At 70.5% G+C, this 17,724-nt stretch carries 10 protein-coding genes; 6 read left to right on the top strand and 4 right to left on the bottom strand.

The genetic code is table 11. The annotated features are described in order from the left end of the window. Nucleotides 1–5: 5 nt before the first annotated feature. Nucleotides 6–296: a GlsB/YeaQ/YmgE family stress response membrane protein gene (locus DEU37_RS13900; RefSeq protein ID WP_036288507.1), complete on the bottom strand. Its 291-nt coding sequence runs from the start codon at nt 294–296 to the stop codon at nt 6–8. 17 nt (nt 297–313) lie between these two features. Then, a complete protein-coding gene (locus tag DEU37_RS13895; protein ID WP_036283262.1) occupies nt 314–538 on the bottom strand; it encodes a DUF3107 domain-containing protein in 225 nt (74 codons plus the stop codon). Nucleotides 539–714: 176 nt separating this feature from the next. Between DEU37_RS13895 and DEU37_RS13890 the strand changes: the two genes are divergently transcribed. After that, nucleotides 715–3,900, top strand: a complete 3,186-nt coding sequence (locus tag DEU37_RS13890) for an ATP-dependent DNA helicase (RefSeq protein WP_259457303.1) — start codon at nt 715–717, stop codon at nt 3,898–3,900. Further along, entirely contained in the window at nt 3,897–7,184 is a 3,288-nt protein-coding gene (locus DEU37_RS13885) for an ATP-dependent DNA helicase (protein ID WP_121191207.1), read from the top strand. Before DEU37_RS13890 ends, DEU37_RS13885 begins: the two co-directional genes overlap by 4 nt. Before the next feature lie 24 nt (nt 7,185–7,208). Here DEU37_RS13885 and DEU37_RS13880 read toward each other — a convergent pair whose 3' ends face one another. Continuing rightward, nucleotides 7,209–8,534: a phosphotransferase gene (locus tag DEU37_RS13880; RefSeq protein ID WP_121191206.1), complete on the bottom strand. Its 1,326-nt coding sequence runs from the start codon at nt 8,532–8,534 to the stop codon at nt 7,209–7,211. Nucleotides 8,535–8,599: 65 nt separating this feature from the next. Here DEU37_RS13880 and nudC point away from each other — a divergent pair, with 65 nt between their 5' ends. Continuing rightward, entirely contained in the window at nt 8,600–9,532 is a 933-nt protein-coding gene (nudC, locus tag DEU37_RS13875; RefSeq protein ID WP_121191205.1) for an NAD(+) diphosphatase, read from the top strand. After that, the gene (locus DEU37_RS13870; protein ID WP_121191204.1) at nt 9,529–11,244 is read left to right on the top strand and encodes an ATP-dependent helicase; all 1,716 of its coding nucleotides are present in this window, start codon (nt 9,529–9,531) and stop codon (nt 11,242–11,244) included. Before nudC ends, DEU37_RS13870 begins: the two co-directional genes overlap by 4 nt. A gap of 830 nt (nt 11,245–12,074) precedes the next feature. Here DEU37_RS13870 and DEU37_RS13865 read toward each other — a convergent pair. Continuing rightward, nucleotides 12,075–13,484, bottom strand: a complete 1,410-nt coding sequence (locus DEU37_RS13865) for a zinc-dependent metalloprotease (protein WP_121191203.1) — start codon at nt 13,482–13,484, stop codon at nt 12,075–12,077. A gap of 135 nt (nt 13,485–13,619) precedes the next feature. Here DEU37_RS13865 and DEU37_RS13860 point away from each other — a divergent pair, with 135 nt between their 5' ends. Beyond that, nucleotides 13,620–14,738, top strand: a complete 1,119-nt coding sequence (locus DEU37_RS13860; RefSeq protein ID WP_121191202.1) for a PDZ domain-containing protein — start codon at nt 13,620–13,622, stop codon at nt 14,736–14,738. 63 nt (nt 14,739–14,801) lie between these two features. Continuing rightward, nucleotides 14,802–17,714 (top strand): UPF0182 family protein, encoded by a 2,913-nt coding sequence (locus DEU37_RS13855; protein ID WP_121191201.1) that lies wholly within the window; start codon nt 14,802–14,804, stop codon nt 17,712–17,714. Nucleotides 17,715–17,724 lie beyond the last annotated feature (10 nt).

Raw genomic sequence — 17,724 nt, 5'->3', positions numbered from 1 at the left:
CGAGCTCAGGAGATCTTCAGCCGTAGCCGCTCGCGCGCATCGTGGTTCGCACGCGTGCGCGTGAGGACGGCCAGAACCGCGGGGACGACGATCGCGGGGACGGCGATCGAGAGGATCCACAGCCACGGGTCGAGTGTCGTCTGACCGGCCCAGGTGAGGGTCATCCAGACCAGACCACCCAGGACAGCACCGAGCACCGGTGCCACGGCGCTACCGCGCGCGGTGCGTCCGGGCATCAGATAGTGCATCACTGCGCCGTAGGCGCCGCCGAAGATGAAAGCGAGGAGGATGTCCACGGGTCGTCCTCTGACGCTCAGGCGACGAAGCCGACGCGGCGGGACTCCTCCGTGCCGACCTCGATGAACGTGATGCCGGTCGTCGGGACGATGTAGGTGTTGCCCTTGACGTCGGTGAAGGTGACGAAGGACTCCGAGGCCTCGAGAGCCTTCTGGATCGTGCTCGTCACGGCATCCGCCGACTGGGCCGACTCGAAGCTGAGCTCTCGAGCGGTGTTCGCGATGCCGATGCGGATCTCCACGGTGACTGCCTCACTTCTGTTCATGACCCCGCCGCCGTCGGCGTGCGGGGCGGACCGGTAAGCCGGCCGCACCTCGACTCTACGACACCGGATCGGGCGCGGGATCGCGCCGGAGGCGCTGCGCCGCTCGCTGTGCGCGAACGCTCGTGTCGGCGCCTCCGGCTAGCGTGAGAGGCATGGATCGTGTGACGTGGGATGCCGCTCAGCGTGCCGTCATCGACCTTCCCGCCGACGCGTCGGGCGTCGTGGTCGGCGCGCCGGGATCGGGCAAGACCACGACCGCGATCGCACGGGTCGGCGCGCTTGTTCGGCCGTCGGCGGACGAAGCGCACGGCATCCTGCAGCCGGACGAGGTGCTCGTGCTGACGCCATCGCGCGCCTCCGCGACTGCGCTGCGAGACCGCCTCGCCCTCGCCGTCGGCGTCGCCACACCCGGCGCGTTGGCGCGCTCGATCGTGGCGTTCGGCTACCAGATCGTCCGCGCCGAGGCCGTCCATCGTGGCGAGCCGGTGCCCCAGTTGCTGACCGGCCCGGACGAGGACCAGGTAATCGCCGATCTGCTGGCCGGAGACGCCGAGGATGAGATCGACGGGATCGTGCGGTGGCCGCTCTCGCTGCCGGCGGCCGTGCGCTCCACGCGCACGTTCCGCGCCGAGCTGCGTGCTCTGCTCGCCGAGTGCGCGCAGCTCGGAGTCTCCGCCGATCACCTGGCGGATCTTGCGGCGCGGCACGGCGTCGCGGAGTGGGCGGCGGCGGCATCCTTCTCGCGGGAGTACCTGTATGCGCGCGACCGCATGCGCGGAGCCCATCGCGACGCCGCGGGCCTCGTCCGTGAGGCGCTGGGCCTCGTCCGCACGCTTCCGGCCGGCGCGCCGGGGCTCGCCGCGTTGGAGCGACTGCGGGCGATCGTCGTGGACGACGCCCAGGAGCTGACTCTCGGCGGCGTGGAACTGCTCGAGGCCTGCCGTGCGCGGGGCGTGGCGGTGCTCGCGTTCGGTGATCCGGATGTCGGTTCGGGAAGCTTCCGCGGCGCCAGTCCGGAGAACTTCTCGCGCCTGGCAGCCGCCGGGCCCGTGTACGTCCTCGACCACATGCACCGCGGCTCCGAGGCCCAGCGACGTCTGATCGCCGCGGTCACGGCCCGGATCGGTGCCGCCGGGGTGGTCGCGCACCGCCTGCGCCCTCCCGCCACCGGTGATGCTCCGGAGGAGGGTGAAGACGGCAGCGTCCGCACCGTCACGGCCCGCTCCGCGTCGGAAGAGCACGACGTCATCGCGCGCCTGCTCCGAGAGCGCCACGTCCACGACGCGGTGCCCTGGTCGGCGTGCGCCGTCATCGCCCACGACAGCCGACAGGTTGCGGCACTCGAAGCCGAGCTCGCCGCCCGCGAGGTGCCCACGCGCACCCGCGGGCAGCGACCTCTGGCTCAGGCCCGGGCAGTGGCGGATCTGCTGCGCGTCGCGCTGCTGGCCGAGATCGAGCCCACCGCCTGGACTCTCGAGGACGCCGTCGACGCCCTCCGCGCCGGAGGGATGGATCCGGTCGAGATCCGGCGACTGCGCGCCGCCCTGCGGCTGTCGGCGCTGGCCGGTGACCCGTCGGTGGGCGAGCAGACCCCCGACGAGCCGGTCACCTCCAGCGCCGATCTGCTCGTGTCCGCACTGGGGCATCCCGTCGCGTTCGCGCTGCTCGACACGCGAGAGGGACGCCGCGCCGAACGGATCGCGCGCACCCTCGCCGAGGTTCACGCCCAATGGGACCTCGTTCATGCGGGCGGCGCCGAGGCGCCCACCGCGCACGAGATCCTGTGGAGCGCGTGGCAAGGTCTGGGCGTTGAGCGGGCATGGGTCGCCGCCGCGGAGGGCTCCGGTCCGCTCGCCGCGCAATCCGGCCGCGAGCTGGATGCGCTGGTGGCCCTCTTCCAGGCCGCCAAGCGTCACGGTGAGAGAGCGGACGGCACCTCACCCGGGGCGTTTCTGCGCGGCATCCTCGATTCCGACGTCGCCGAGGACCGGCTGGCCGACGATTCGACCGCGGATGCCGTCGACATTCTCACCCCGGCCGGCGCGGTCGGCGCCGAGTACGACACCGTCGTGGTCGCGGGCGTCCAGGAGGGCGTCTGGCCGAACCTCCGCGCGCGGGGGAGCCTGCTGCAGACCTGGCGGCTGGCGGCACTCGCCGCCGGCGCGGCGCCCGATGCCACCGAGACGCTCGATCGGCGACGCGGCGTGCTGCACGACGAGTTGCGGCTGTTCGCCCGCGCCTGCTCCCGTGCGCGCCGACGACTCGTCGTGACCGCCGTCGACGATGACGATACGGGGCCGAGTCCGCTCTTCGAGCTTCTTCCGCCGGCTCAGCCGGCGGCGCGCTCCGCCGCGCACCCCCTGACCCTGCGAGGCCTCGTGGCTCAGCACCGGCGCACGCTCTCGGAGCGTCGAGCCGACCCGTCCGCGCAGCGCGCCGCCGCCGAGCAGTTGCGGCTGCTCGCTGCGGCCGGCGTCCCCGGCGCCGCCCCCGAAGAGTGGTACGGCATCGCGCCCGTGACATCCACGGCACCGCTGCGCGATCTCACGCGGGAGGACGTGCGCGTCTCGCCGTCGCGGCTCCAGAGCGTGGAGGAGTGCCAGCTCAACTGGCTGCTCGCCGACCTGGGGGCCGATGACGGGGGAGCTGTGGCGGGCCTCGGCACGCTGGTGCATGCGGCGATGGAACGTGCCGAGAACTCCGACGAAGATGCGCTGTGGGCGATCGTGGACGCGCGCTGGAGCGAACTGGAGTTCGAGTCCGCTTGGCGGGAGCGTGCGGAGCGCGCGCGGGCACGCGAACTCGTCCGACGACTGTCGGTGTATCTGCGGCGGTTCGAGTCCGCGGGCGGAACCGTCATCGGCTCGGAGCCGCATTTCGAGGTTCCGGTCGCCCTCGACCCGGCCGGCAGCCACGGCGCCATCGTCAGCGGGTACATCGATCGCGTGGAGCGCACCGCCTCGGGGGAGGTGGTGATCGTCGACTTGAAGACGGGTAAGCGCGAACCGCAGACCGATGCGAAGGTGGTCGACAATCCGCAGCTCGCCGCGTATCAGCTCGCGCTCGATGAGGGCGCCATCCCCGAGGCCGCCGGTCTTACGCCCGGCGGCGCGAAGCTGCTCGTCTTGCGCCCGTCGGCGGCCACGAAGGACTACGTGGAACCCCGCCAGCCGCCGCTGGATGACGCCGCCCGCGACGCGTTCATCGCGCGGGTGCGTGAGGCGGCGATCGTCATGAGCGGCGCGGAGTTCTCGGCTCCGTATGAGGAGCACTGTCGCGACGATCACTCCTACGGCCTCTGTCGGATCCACACGATCAACGCGGTGAGCGCCTCATGAGCATCGTCTCGCCCGCCGCACTCGCGGCCGCACTCGGTCAGTTCCCGCCCACCGATGAACAGGCGCGCGTGATCGCCGCGCCCCTCTCGCCCGCGCTCGTCGTCGCCGGCGCCGGCAGCGGCAAGACCGAGACCATGGCGGGGCGGGTCGTCTGGCTCGTGGCGAACGGCCTCGTTCCGCGTGATGCGGTGCTCGGTCTGACGTTCACCCGCAAGGCCGCGGGCGAGCTGGCCGAGCGCGTGCATCGACGACTGCAGCGGCTCGCGGAGTTCGAACGCCGTGGGCTTGTTCCCCACCTCGAGACGCTCCATGCACGGGGGCATCTCGACGTCCTCGGTGAGATCGAGCGCAGCGGTGCGCCGTCGCCGTCCCGGTTCGCCGTCCTCGATCAGCTCGTCGCCGTCACCGGCGCCGCCGCGGTCGCGGACGACCTGTCGGCGGACGGACTGCTGGAGCGGCCGACCGTCTCCACGTACAACAGCTTCGCCGACAGCATCGTGCGTGAGCACGCCGTGAGACTCGGTCGTGACGCCGAGGCCGCGGTTCTCAGCGAGTCCGCAGCCTGGCTGCTGATGCGGCGCGTCGTGCTCGAGTCCGACGATCCGCGGCTGGAGGTGCGCGAGGAGGCGCTGCGCTCGATCATCGACGCCGCACTGCGGATCGCCCGCGACGCCGCCGACAACCGGGTCGACCTCGACGAGCTGGCGCGCTTCCCGACGCGCTTCTCCGACGTCCTGGAACGCCCCTCGACGTCGGCCCGCGTCACCGTGTACGCCGATATCGCCAAAGCGCAGGTCGCCGTGGGCGCACTCGACCTCCTCGCCGACCTGGCGCGGGAGTACGCCCGGCGAAAGCTCCGCCACGGCGTGATCGACTTCTCCGACCAGGTGGCCGGAGCCTGCGACATCATCGATGCGCACCCGGCGGTCGGCGAGGAGCTGAGGGACCGTTATCGCGTCGTGCTGCTGGACGAATACCAGGACACGTCCGTCGTGCAGACCCAGCTTCTCGCCTCCGCCTTCCGCGACGCGGCGGTGATGGCGGTCGGCGACCCCCATCAGTCCATCTACGGCTGGCGAGGGGCCAGCGCCGGCAACCTCGGCGACTTCGCGACGGCATTCAGCACCACCGGTGCGGCCGAGACCTTCGCTTTGATGACGAGCTGGCGCAACAGTGTCGACGTGTTGCGTGCGGCCGACGCCGTGCTGGCGCCCCTCGCCGAGAGCGTTCCGGTCGCCGTCGAGGGCCTGCGGCCGCGTCCGGGTGCGGGGTCGGGAGAGGTGGAGATCCACATCGACACCGACATCGACGCGGAGGCCGACGCGGTGGCGGATTGGTTCGCGCGCGTGCGGCATGAGCGCGCGCGAGCGGGCGCCGCGACGACGGGGGCCGTGCTCTTTCGCAGTAAGAAGCACATGGTGCATTTCACCGATGCCCTGGGCCGGCGCGGCATCCCGCATCGCATCCTCGGCCTCGGCGGGTTGCTGTCCACGCCGGAGGTGGTCGATGTCGTCGCGACGCTCCGGGTCATCAGCGACCCGCGTGCGGGGTCGTCGCTGATCAGGTTGCTCGCCGGTCCGCGCTGGGGGATCGGCGTGGCAGATCTGCGGGCGTTGAGTGAGCTGTCCCGGCGGATCAGCCGTCACGACGGCGCCCTCCAGCCGCTGCATCCCGACATCGTCGCGCGGATGCGGACGTCGGCGGGGGATGATCAGGGCTCCCTCGTCGACGCTCTCGACTTCTTCCTCCGTCACGGCGCCGACCACGGCTGGCTGAGCGACTTCACCGCGGCGGCACGAGAACGCCTGCGCGAGGCGGCGGCCGTCTTCGCCAGCCTGCGTCGGCACGCGACACTGCCGATCCCCGAGCTCGTGCGGATGATCGAGCTCGAACTCCGGCTGGATATCGAGCTGGCCGCGAACGAGGCACGCGGTCCGGCGCGGGTGGCCGGCGACCAGTTGCGCGCCTTCGTCGACGAGCTGCACGGTTTTCTGGCAACCGATGAGCGCGGGTCGCTGCCCAGCCTTCTCGCCTGGCTCGACCATGCCGAGCGCCTCGATGAGTTCGCGCCGCGCACTGAGCCGCCGGAGGACGATGTCGTGCAGCTGCTCACGATCCATGGATCGAAGGGCCTCGAATGGGATGCCGTGGCCGTCGTCCGACTGGTCGAGGATGAGCTGCCGACCCGACCCAAAGACACACGCGGATGGCTCGGGTTCGGCGTTCTCCCGTACGAGTTCCGCGGCGACGCCGACTGGCTCCCCGCCTTTCGCTGGGGTGCTGACCAGTCCCCGACGCAGCAGGATCTGTCCCGTGCGCTGGACGACTTCGTCGCGGCCGGGCGCGCGCGCCAGCGGGATGAGGAGCGTCGGCTCGCGTACGTCGCCGTGACCCGTGCGCGGGATCACCTGTTTCTGAGCGCTTCGCACTGGTCGGGGACGAAGTCGCCGCGTCGCCCGAGTGCCTTCCTGGAGGAGATGGCCGCTGCTCTGGGCCGGACGATCGTGCCCGACGTCGACCCGGGCGACAACCCCTTCGAGGGTCGCCGCCGCCTCCTGCAGTGGCCGCTCGATCCCCTCGGGGCCCGGCGCGGCACCGTCGCCGCCGCAGCCGAGGAGGTACGACGAGCTGCGCAGGCCGAGCCCACGGCTGAACTCGCCCTCCTGCTCGCCGAGCGTGCCGAGCGGGAACGCAAGGCGCGACCGGCGGCGCCGGTGCGCATCCCGGCATCCCGCTTCAAGGACTTCATCGGCGACGCGCCGGCCCTGCGCCGTCCGCTGCCCGAGCGTCCCTATCGCCAGTCGCGGCTCGGGACGGCTTTGCACTCGTGGGTCGAGCAGCGCTCGGGCGTCGTGGGCGCCGGCACCTCGCTCGATGACGCGCTGTGGGATGAGGACGCATCCGATACCGCGGCCGTCTCCGACGGCGGTCCGGCATCGACAGAGCTCGCCGAGCTGCAGGAGCGTTTTCTGGCCTCCGAGTGGGCATCGTTGCGGCCGTTGGAAGTGGAGACGGAGATCGACGTCACGATCGAGGACGCTCTCGGAGACGGTCGACCGCACGTCGTGATCTGCAAGCTCGACGCCGTCTACCGGCGCGGCGAGCGCATCGAGATCGTCGACTGGAAGACGGGCCGTGCGCCGCGCACCGCCGCCGAGCGGGATGAGCGGATGATCCAGCTGCGCCTGTATCGCGAGGCGTACCACGCGAAGCACGGCATTGCGCGCGAGCAGATCGATGTGGTGCTCTTCTACGTCGCGGAAGGCCTCATCCTGCGCGATTGAGGTCGCGGCGGCGCGCGCCGCGTGTCAGGCCGTGCCGGTCCAGCGGCGCAGAGCGTTGCGCGCGGCAGTGTCGCGGTCGATGTCGTCGGCCGAGGGCTCGCCGGGGGCGTCCTGCGTGGCTGCCTCGCCCTGACCGGTAGCGGGTGCGGAGCCATCGTGAACAGGGATGTCGGAGGTGTGCACCGGAACCCGCGTCGTCGACGGCTGCGCCGGCTGCGCCCACTCCGACATCTCGATCGCGACGGTGTCCAGGCGGCTCGTCTCGACCATCCCCGTCGCGTTCTCATCGGCGAGGAAGGTGGCGAGGGTCTCGGGGTCGAAGCTGTCGGTCTGCATCGAGGTGTCGGCGGCCTCGCCCGCACCGGCAGGGACACGCTGGGTCGCCGCAAGCGCCTGATCGAGAGTGACATCGTCGCGCGCCCGTACCGGTTCGTCGCGAACGTTGGCGTCGAGCGACTCCAACAGTGCCACGGCGTCGCGCACGACGTCCTGCTGCCCGGCTTCGTGACCGTGCACCAGCCACTTCGCGAACTCCAGCTCGGCATGCAGCCGGGCGCGCTCGGCGAGGAGGGCGTCGGGTGCGCGGTGCGAACGGTGCGCGTACTCGTCGAGCACGTCGGCTTGAGCAGCCGGGGCCGACGCCGTCCAGCGCACGTCGATCGCCGGATCGCCGACGCCGAGTGCGCCCCAGCTCAGAAGACCGGTGACGGCGGGTGTGCCCTCGGCATCGTCCTCGAAGACGAAGGATGCCGGGTCGACGCCGCCCAGAACAACGGTCGTCTCGAAGCGCCACAGCGGATCGGATCCGATGGCGGTGCTCCAGCGTCGCAGCAGCCCGAAGGGCAGGAGCCCGGTCGCTTCCGCCCGATCCAGGAGGCGCTCGGCCTCGTCGCGCACCTGCGCGGAGGTCCGCATGGGCAGTCCCGCGTCACGGATCACGGTCACCGGAAGATCGTGGACCGCCGCGATCGCGGCGGCCAGAGCGGTGGCGACGCCCCGGCCCGCGGGCACGTGGGCCGCATCGACCCGATAGCCCGGCAGTAGCGTCTGGACGAGGGCGCTGCGACCGTCGACCGTCGTCTGGCCCAGAACATCGGGGGCGCCGAACGGCAGCACACCCCGCACGCCGGCGGTCAGCGAGGTCAGGGCACGGGCCTCGGACAGCAGATCCTGCTCGGCCTGGTCGTTGACGGGCACACGCACCACGACCCGCCGGCCGTCGTCAAGAGTGGCGATCGCGCTGTCGTAGCGGCCGGAGACGCCCTCGGTCAGCGGCGCCACACCGACCACCGCGACGCGGGGAAGGGCCGACGTGACCGACGCGGCTAGAGTGAGTGGTGAGCGTGCCATGCCCCCAGGGTAGGTGTGCCGCGCCCCGTCCCCGTGTGCGCCACGCCCGTCGAGGAAGGTCCCGGATGTCGCCATCGGCTGAGCCGCCTGTTCCCGTGCGTCCTCCCGCGCTTGCGCGCGGCGGTATCGACCGCTGCGCCGAGGAACGAAGTGCACCGGATGTGCTCGCGCGTCTGCGGGGCGAGGCGTCGACGCGGGTTGTCGCGGTGCACGGCGATCGCGCGCCGCTCGACGGCGACGGCGCTCTGCTGACGGTACCCGTCGGACACATCCGCGAGGGGGTGTCGTGGGCGTTCCTCGGGCGGGATGCCGAGGGAGCGGCAGTGCTGCTCGCGGCATCCGGCGCCGACGAGGATATCCCCGTGGCCGCGCATCCCGCCGATGCATGGGGATCGTTGCGCGCGATCGGCGGCGAGATGTCGGCCACGGACGCCGGGCTGCTCGTCGAGGCGGTCGCCCTCGGGCGTTGGCTGGTCGAGGCGCCCTTCTGCTCCCACTGCGGTGCGCGCACCGAGGAGCGCACGGGTGGGTGGGCGCGTCACTGTCCGGTGTGCGGGCGCGAGCACTTTCCGCGCACCGACCCCGCCGTCATCGTCGCCGTGATCTCTCCGGACGGCTCGTCGCTGCTGCTGGGCAAGAACGCGCTGTGGGCGGATCGCAATCTCTACTCGACGTTCGCGGGCTTCGTCGAGGCGGGGGAGTCGCTGGAGTCGGCGATCGTCCGCGAGGTGCAGGAGGAAGCCGGCGTGCTCGTCGAGGCGCTGCAGTACCGGGGGTCTCAGTCCTGGCCCTACCCTCGGTCACTCATGCTCGGCTTCCATGCGACGGCGGCGGACATGTCCGCGGCCCGCGCCGACGGCGAGGAGATCGTCGACGTGCGGTGGTTCTCGCGCGAGGAGATCCGTGCGGCGCTGCGCGGCGACGGCGACATCCTGCTTCCCGGTACGACGTCCATCGCGCACCGGCTGATCGCCGACTGGGCGGGGGACCCCGCGTGAGCGGACGTGCTCTCGAGGGCCTCGACGACGAGCAGCGGGTCGCGGCGGCGATGCTGCGTGGACCGGTCTGCGTGCTCGCGGGAGCCGGCACCGGCAAGACGCGCGTGATCACCCACCGCATCGCCCACGGCGTCGACACCGGCGCCTACTCACCGTCGCGGGTGATGGCGGTGACCTTCACGGCGAAGGCGGCGGGGGAGATGCGCGGGCGTCTGCGGGCGCTCGGCGTCGAAGGGGTCGCGGCGCGCACGTTTCACGCGACCGCGCTGGCGCAACTGAACTTCTTCTGGCCGCAGCTCGCCCGCGATACGGCACCGTCGATCATCGACAACAAGGTGCGTGTGCTCGGGCAGGCCGCCGACAGCCTCGGCCTCCGTCTGGACGGCACCACCCTGCGCGACGTCGCCAGCCGCATCGAGTGGCGGAAGGTCGCGATGCGAACGATCGATCAGGATGCCGCTGCGCACCCCGAGGGTCTCGGCAACACTCTGGATGCGCAGGCGCTGGCGGATCTGCAGCGGCGCTACGAGAAGGTCAAGGACGAACGGCGTCAACTGGACTTCGAAGACGTGCTGCTGGCGTGCGCCGGGATGCTGGAATCGGAGCCGCGGGTCGCAGCCGCGGTGCATGAGCAGTATCGCCATCTGACGGTCGATGAGTTCCAAGACGTCTCGCCCGTGCAGCACCGCCTGCTGGAGCTCTGGCTCGGGGATCGGCGCGATATCTGCGTCGTCGGCGACGCGAGCCAGACCATCTACTCGTTCGCCGGGGCCGACCCGCGCTACCTGCTCGGATTCCCGGACCGCTACGAGGAGGCCACCGTGGTGCGCCTCGAACGCAACTATCGTTCCGACCCGGCGATTCTCGGTGTCGCGAACGCGCTCATGCGCGGCCGACCGGGCGCCCTCGCGCTGCGTTCGGATCGTTCAGCAGGCCCCGTCCCGTCGGTCACCGCCTATGACGACGATCAGGCGGAGGCCGAAGGTGTGGCGGCGGCGGTGGCCGCCCAGCTCGCGTCGGGCATCGAGCCGAACGAGATCGCCGTGCTGTATCGAGCCAACGCGCAATCGGCGCCCGTGCTCTCGGCCCTGGCCGCGCGCGGAATCGCCGCGACCGTTCTCGGCGGCAAGCGGTTCTTCGATCTGCCCGAAGTGCGTCAGGCGGTCTCGCTGCTGAGGGGCGCCTCCGTCGCGCCCACCCCGAACGGTCTGGTCGCGGCGGTGCGCGACGTGCTGCGCTCGGTCGGACTGACCGACGATCCGCCTCCGGCCGGCGGAGCGCTGCGTGACGCCTGGGAGGCACGCGCCGCCGTCCTGCGTCTAGCCGAGCAGGCGACGGAGGGCACCACTTTGCGGGCATTCACCGACGAGCTGATGGTGCGCGGGCGCGGACAGCATGAGCCCACCCTGCGCACCGTGACTCTCGCCACGCTGCATGCGGCCAAAGGCCTGGAATGGGATCACGTCCATCTCCTCGGCCTCGCGGAAGGGCTCCTGCCGATCTCCTACGCCACCGGTTTCGACGAGATCGACGAGGAACGACGACTCGCGTACGTGGGCGTCACGCGGGCTGCGCGTAGCCTCTCGATGAGCTGGTCGCAACGGTCGGGATCGCGCTCACGTCAGCGCTCCCGCTTCCTTCAGGAGATCGGCACAGGCACCGTGCGTGCGGGCGGTGCGCATGCCACGTCCGCCGCACGTGGGCGACGCTGAGGCCGACCGACATGCTCGTATGCGCCTCCCCGGGGCGCTCCGTGGGCGCGTCCAGGGCGTCGCGCAGGAGCCGGCCGGTGAGGACTCCGGCTTCGATCAGCAGACCGGGATCCGTGCGCACCGGATCACGACCGAGCAGCTGGGCGGCGATGAGCGGCCACTGCGGGTCCTCGGCGGTGCGGCGTGCGTGCTCGCACGCGGTGCACGCCGTCGCGCCGGGGATGACCACGGGTCCGACGCGCACGCGGTCACCGGCGAGCTCGATGGGGATGTGCGTGACGTCGGCGCGCATGAGCCGCGCGGCGCGGCGCGGGTCCATGAGCCGGTCGGCGACGACGATCACCGGCACCCCGCGCTGCGGCGCGTCGACGGCCCAGGTGCTGATCGAGACGCGCGCCAGGCCTGCGGCGTCCCACCCTGCCAGCAGCGCTTCACGCTCGGCGCTCGTCAGCGACTCGGGCACCTCGACCCGCACGGCACGCGGGGTCGGTGGTTCTCGGATGAGGGCCTGCTCGATTCGTCCCGTGAACTCCGCGGCCTCCGCAGCCGTGGCCCCGAAGCTGCGTGCCAGAGGTCCCAGTCCCGCATCGGCCACGCCGTCGGCAAGGGCGTCGAGGAGCCGCTCCTGCCAGGGGAGCACGCCGTCGACGCGGATCGCCGGATCCGTGCCGAGCTGGAGGCTCGAGGGCGTGCGCCACAGCGGCGGGGACGAAGCGGCCAAGCGGAGCATGTCCCGATTCTGAGGCGAGACGGGCCCCCGTGCCGCGACTTTCCACAGCCGCGACACGTGCGGGTGTCCAGACCCGTGAGGGGGAGGAGGCCCCGTCGGATCACACCGGGCGCGGATCCTCCGGACCGTGGTCGTCGGAGGCGCGCTCGCCGGGGTCGCCGGTGGCGTGCTCCGCCTCCTCGGCCGCTTCGGCCAGCAGCGCGTCCAGCGCCTCGTCGAGGGCGTCCCGTTCGGGGTCCTCGCCGCGCTCGTGGGCCACCAGACGCGCCACGAGCGCCTGCGGGTCGTCGATGTCACTCGCCCCCGGCATGAGGTCGGGGTAGTCCCAGAGTCGGTCGCGGGCCTCGATGCCCACGGCATCCGTCACGGCGCGCCACATCGCCGCCGCTTCGCGCAGTCGTCGCGGGCGCAGCTCCAACCCGACGAGGGAGGCCATCGCCTGCTCGGCGGGACCGCCCACGGCTCGCCGGCGACGCACGGCCTCGGCGATCTTCGCCGCGGCGGGAAGGCGCGAGGTCGCGTCGGCGGTCACGACATCCACCCAGCCTTCGATGGTCGCGAGGAGGTTCTCGAGCCGAACGAGCGCGGCATCCTGCGCGGGCGTGCGTTGGGGAAGCAGCGCCCCGGACTCGAGGGCGGAGCGCAGCTCCTCCGGTGAGGACGGGTCGAAGCGCGACGCGAGGTCTTCGAGGGCGGTGGTGTCGACGTGGATGCCGCGGGCGAACTCGGTCACCTGGGTGATCACGTGCAGCCGCAGCCATCGGGCGTGACGGAAGAGACGAGCGTGCGCCAGTTCACGGGTTCCGAGGTAGAGCGCGAGCTGGTCGTCGGTCACGTCCAGGTCACGGCCGAAGTCGGCGAAGTTCTGCGGCAGGATCGCCGCGACGCCGTCGGGCATGACGGGAATGCCGACATCGCCGCCGGACACCACCTCCTGCGACAGGCGTCCGATGACGCCGCCGAGCTGAGCGGCGAACAGCGAACCGCCCACGCGTCGCATGAACGTGCCCGCCCCGGCGACGAGCTGTCGCATCTCCTCCGGGGTCTGCTCGTCGATCGCGGCCGTCAGCGCCCCCGCGATCGAGTCGGCGACGGGCTCGGCGAGTTCCTGCCAGACCGGAAGCGTCGTCTCGACCCACTGTCCGCGGGTCATGGCCTGTGCCGGGGCCGCAAGGTCCGAGATCGTCGTGGCCTCGCTCAGCCAGAGGGTTGCAAGGGCGAAGGCCTGATCGAAATCGTGGCGATCGCCCGTCGTGATGCCGAGCCCGTCCTTGTTCGCCAGGTGCAGAGCCTGCGTCTTCGCCGCGCTCCAGTCGATGCCGTCATCGCTGCCGGTGGCGAAGGCGTGCTGCATCTGCGCCATCATCTGCTGCAGCATGGCGGGATCCACGCCCATGCGCGAGAGGCTCTCGAGCTGTTCGGGGTCAAGGCCCGCGCCTCCACCACCGAGCAGGTTCCGCAGCAGTTCTTGGAAGTCGTCTTCGGGGCGGTCGGGAGTCTCATCAGCCATATCAGGCGCCTTTCAGCAGGCGGATACCGTCGCGTTCTACGCTAATGGCTGGACTTCCCCGCACGGCCGCCTCGGCCCGCCACGGAGGATGTCCCGTGTACGCCGATCGCGAACGATCGGCCGGGAGGATCTGCTGTGGCACTGTTCGACGAGGGCACGACCGTCGTGCCCGCTCGCCGCCGTCCGGTGTCCCGCCCCCTGCGCGTCGGAGTCTGGGCTCTCGCTGTCGCCCTCGTGGCGTTGCTGACGCTCACACTGCTGCCGAGCACCTACGTCATTCAGCGTCCGGGCCCCGTCTTCAACACGCTGGGGTCGGCCCCGGACTCCTCGGGCGCCGATGTGCCGCTGATCACCGTGAAAGGCGCGCCGACCTTCCCCACCTCCGGTGCACTGGACCTGCTGACGGTGCAGGTCGTCGGCAATCGTGAGCGCACCCCGTCGTGGTTCGAGCTCGCCCTCGCCTGGTTCGACCCCGCGAAGGCGGTGCTGCCGCTGGACGACGTCTTCCCCCAGGGGCAGACGACGGAGCAGCGCAACCAGGAGAGCGCGGTGATGATGGTCGACTCGCAGAAGGAGGCGACCGCTGCCGCTCTCACGCAGCTCGGCTACGACGTCAAGCCGATGGTGGAGGTCTACGCACTCACCGACGACTCCGCAGCGCAAGGCATCCTGCAGAAGGGTGACATCATCCGCAGCGCGAACGGTCAGGCGATCACCGAGACCGATCAACTGCGCACCATCATCAACGCCGGTGCGGGCGCTCCCGTGCGACTCGCGATCGAGCGCTCCGGCGCGAGCGAGAACGTCGAGGTGACCCCCAAGCAGGCGACCGTCGACGGCAAGAGCACGTGGCTCGTCGGCATCTCGACGATGCACGACTACGACTTCCCGATCGACGTCACCCTCCAGCTCAACAACGTCGGCGGGCCCAGCGCCGGCATGATGTTCGCCCTGGGGATCATCGACACGCTCAGCGATGGGAACCTCAACGGCGGCGCGCAGGTCGCCGGCACCGGGACGATCGACGCCGCCGGCACCGTCGGGCCGATCGGTGGCATCCGCCAGAAGATGTACGGCGCGGTGGGCGCCGGAGCGACGTACTTCCTCGCCCCCAGAGACAACTGCGACGAAGTGGTCGGTCACGTGCCGTCCGGTCTTCGCGTGTTCTCGGTCGCCACGCTCAAGGACTCGCTGCAGGTGCTGTCGACGATCCGCGACAAGGGCGACCTGGACGCGCTGCCGACCTGCCGCTGAGCTCACGGCATCCTGGAAGGTTGGTCGGCGTCCCGCCAGAATCACCCCACCTAGGATGGTGGTGTGACCACGACCTCAGCGCCGAATCAGGCCACGCCGAACCCCGTCCGTCGCGCGATCGCCATCACGCTCGCGGTCATCGCGGTCGTCGTGGTGGGCTTCTTCGTCTTCGCGAGCCTCTACGCCGATTGGCTCTGGTACGACCAGCTCGGGTTCTCGAGCGTCCTGTGGACGCAGTGGACGGCGCGCGTGATCATGTTCGTCGTCGGCTTCCTGGCGATGGCCGTGCCCGTCTTCATCGCGATCCAGCTCGCCTACCGTCTGCGCCCGGTCTACGCGCGTCTGACCTCTCAGCTCGATCACTACCAGGAGGTCGTGGAGCCGCTGCGTCGCCTGGCGATGTGGGGCATCCCGGTCTTCTTCGGGTTCTTTGCGGGCTTCGCCGCCTCGGCGCAGTGGGAGACGGCCTGGCTGTGGTTCAACCGCGTCGACACCGGCGATCTCGACCCGCAGTTCCAGATGGACACGGGCTTCTACCTGTTCTCGCTGCCGTTCTTCAGTTCCGTGCTCGGGTTCGCGTCGGCCGTGCTGCTCGTCTCGCTCCTGCTCTCGGCACTCGTCGCCTATCTGTACGGCTCGGTGCGCGTCGGGCAGCGTGAGCTGCGCATCTCCAAGGCCGCGCGCATCCAGCTTGCTGTGCTCGCGGGCCTCTACCTGCTGGTGCAGGGTGTGAGCATCTGGCTCGACCGCTACAAGACACTGACTCAGCAGAGCGATCGCATCACCGGCGCGAGCTACGTCGATGACCATGCGGTGATCCCCGGCCTGACGATCATCGCCATCGCGGCCGCGATCGTCGCCGTCCTCTTCTTCGTGACCGCGATCATCGGGCGGTGGCGGTTCCCGCTGATCGGTGTGGGCCTGCTCGTCGTCTCTGCCCTGATCGTCGGCGTGGCGTACCCGTGGGTCGTGACCAACCTGCAGGTGCGTCCGAACCAGGAGACGCTGGAGAGCCCCTACTATCAGCGCAACATCGACGCCACGAAGAAGGCGTACGGCATCGACGGCCTCACCAAGAACGACTTCCAGGCGGTCACGAACGTCGCACCCGGCCAGCTCCGCTCCGATGCCCAGACGACGGCGTCGATCCGCATCATGGACCCCGCGATCATCTCGCCCACGGTGCGTCAGATCGAGCAGTACCGCGCGTACTACCAGTTCACCAACCCGCTCGATGTCGACCGCTATCAGATCGACGGCAAGTCCCAGGACACCGTCGTGTCGGTGCGTGAGTTGAACATGGCCCAGCTCGGTCAGGCCGCGTCGTGGTACAACTCGACCCTGGTCTACACGCACGGCTACGGGATGGTGGCGGCCAAGGGCAATGAGCGCACGGCCGACGGCAATCCCGTCTTCATCGAGCGCGGCATCCCGACCACCGGCGCGCTCACCACGAGCGAGAAGTACGAGCCGCGCATCTACTTCGGCGAGAACTCGCCGCCGTACTCGATCGTGGGCGCCCCGGAGGGCACCCCCGACATCGAGCTGGACTACCCGCGCGGCACGGGCGATGCGGCGCAGACGAAGACGACCTTCGAAGGAAACGGAGGGCCGAACGTCGGCAACCCGTTCAACCGTCTGATCTACTCGCTGAAGTTCCAGTCGACCGACATCCTGCTTTCCGACGGCATCAACGCGGACTCGCAGATCCTCTACGACCGCGATCCGATCGACCGCGTCAACAAGGTCGCGCCGTACCTCGAGCTCGACAACGACCCGTACCCGTCGGTCGTCGACGGACGCATCGTCTGGATCGTGGACGGTTACACGCTGAGCGCGAACTACCCCTACTCGTCGATCGTGAGCCTGCGCGACGCGATCAGTGACACGACGAACACGACGCCGCGCGTGGCCCTCGACGACGTCAACTACATTCGCAACTCCGTCAAGGCCACCGTTGACGCGTATGACGGCAAGGTGACGCTGTACGCGTGGGATGACACCGATCCGCTGCTGAAGGCGTGGCAGAAGATCTACCCGTCGACGGTCAAGCCGCTGTCGGACATGAGTGCCGACCTCATGAGCCACGTGCGCTACCCGACCGACCTGTTCAAGGTGCAGCGCGCCATGCTCGGCACCTACCACGTGGACGATGCGGGGTCGTTCTACCAGCGCGACAACGCCTGGAAGACACCCAACGATCCGACGCAGAAGAACCCGGTGCTGCAGCCGCCGTACTACCTGACGATGAAGATGCCGGGCCAGGATGCCGCGAGCTACTCCATGTTCACGACGTTCATCCCGGGCGGTGACGACACCCGCAACGTGCTCATGGGGTACCTGTCGGTGGACTCGGATGCCGGGGCCACGGCGGGCGTCAAGGATCCGAACTACGGCAAGCTGCGCATGCTGGAGATCAACGCCGAAACGCCGGTGCCCGGACCCGGGCAGGTGCAGAACACGTTCGACGCCGATCCGAGCGTGTCCGCGTTCATCAACATCCTGAAACAGGGGCAGTCGGATGTCATCAACGGCAACCTGCTGACGTTGCCGGTCGGTGGCGGCCTGCTCTACGTCCAGCCGGTGTTCGTGCAGTCGTCCGGCTCGACGAAGCTTCCGACGCTGCAGAAGGTGCTCGTGGCCTTCGGCAACCAGGTCGCTTTCGAGAGCACGCTCCAAGATGCGCTCGACAAGCTGTTCGGTGGCGACTCGGGCGCGAGTGCCGGGGACGGCGACGTCACCCCGTCGGCGACGCCGAGCCCCTCTGCGACCGCCGGCTCGGGCTCCGGCTCGGGTGCGACCGGCGGTGGCACCGGGACCAGCGTCGAGTTCCAGGCGGCGCTCAAGGACGCGCAGCAGGCGATGCTGGATCGGCAGAGCGCCCTGACGCAGGGCGACTGGACGAAGTACGGCGAAGCGGACGCACGGCTGACGGCGGCGCTGCAGAAGCTGATCCAGCTGGAGGGTCAGGGCTGAGTTCGCACGC

The sequence above is a fragment of the Microbacterium sp. AG790 genome (genome assembly GCF_003634765.1).
In the GTDB taxonomy this organism is placed as follows: Bacteria; Actinomycetota; Actinomycetes; order Actinomycetales; family Microbacteriaceae; genus Microbacterium.
This window is presented reverse-complemented; position numbering and strand designations above follow the sequence as displayed.

Bases quoted from the DNA above. Each gene is read 5' to 3' on its own strand.
- DEU37_RS13890 (WP_259457303.1), top strand. From the start codon at position 715: ATGGATCGTGTGACGTGGGATGCCGCTCAGCGTGCCGTCATCGACCTT.
- DEU37_RS13885 (WP_121191207.1), top strand. From the start codon at position 3,897: ATGAGCATCGTCTCGCCCGCCGCACTCGCGGCCGCACTCGGTCAGTTC.
- DEU37_RS13880 (WP_121191206.1), bottom strand. From the start codon at position 8,534: ATGGCACGCTCACCACTCACTCTAGCCGCGTCGGTCACGTCGGCCCTT.
- nudC (WP_121191205.1), top strand. From the start codon at position 8,600: ATGTCGCCATCGGCTGAGCCGCCTGTTCCCGTGCGTCCTCCCGCGCTT.
- DEU37_RS13865 (WP_121191203.1), bottom strand. From the start codon at position 13,484: ATGGCTGATGAGACTCCCGACCGCCCCGAAGACGACTTCCAAGAACTG.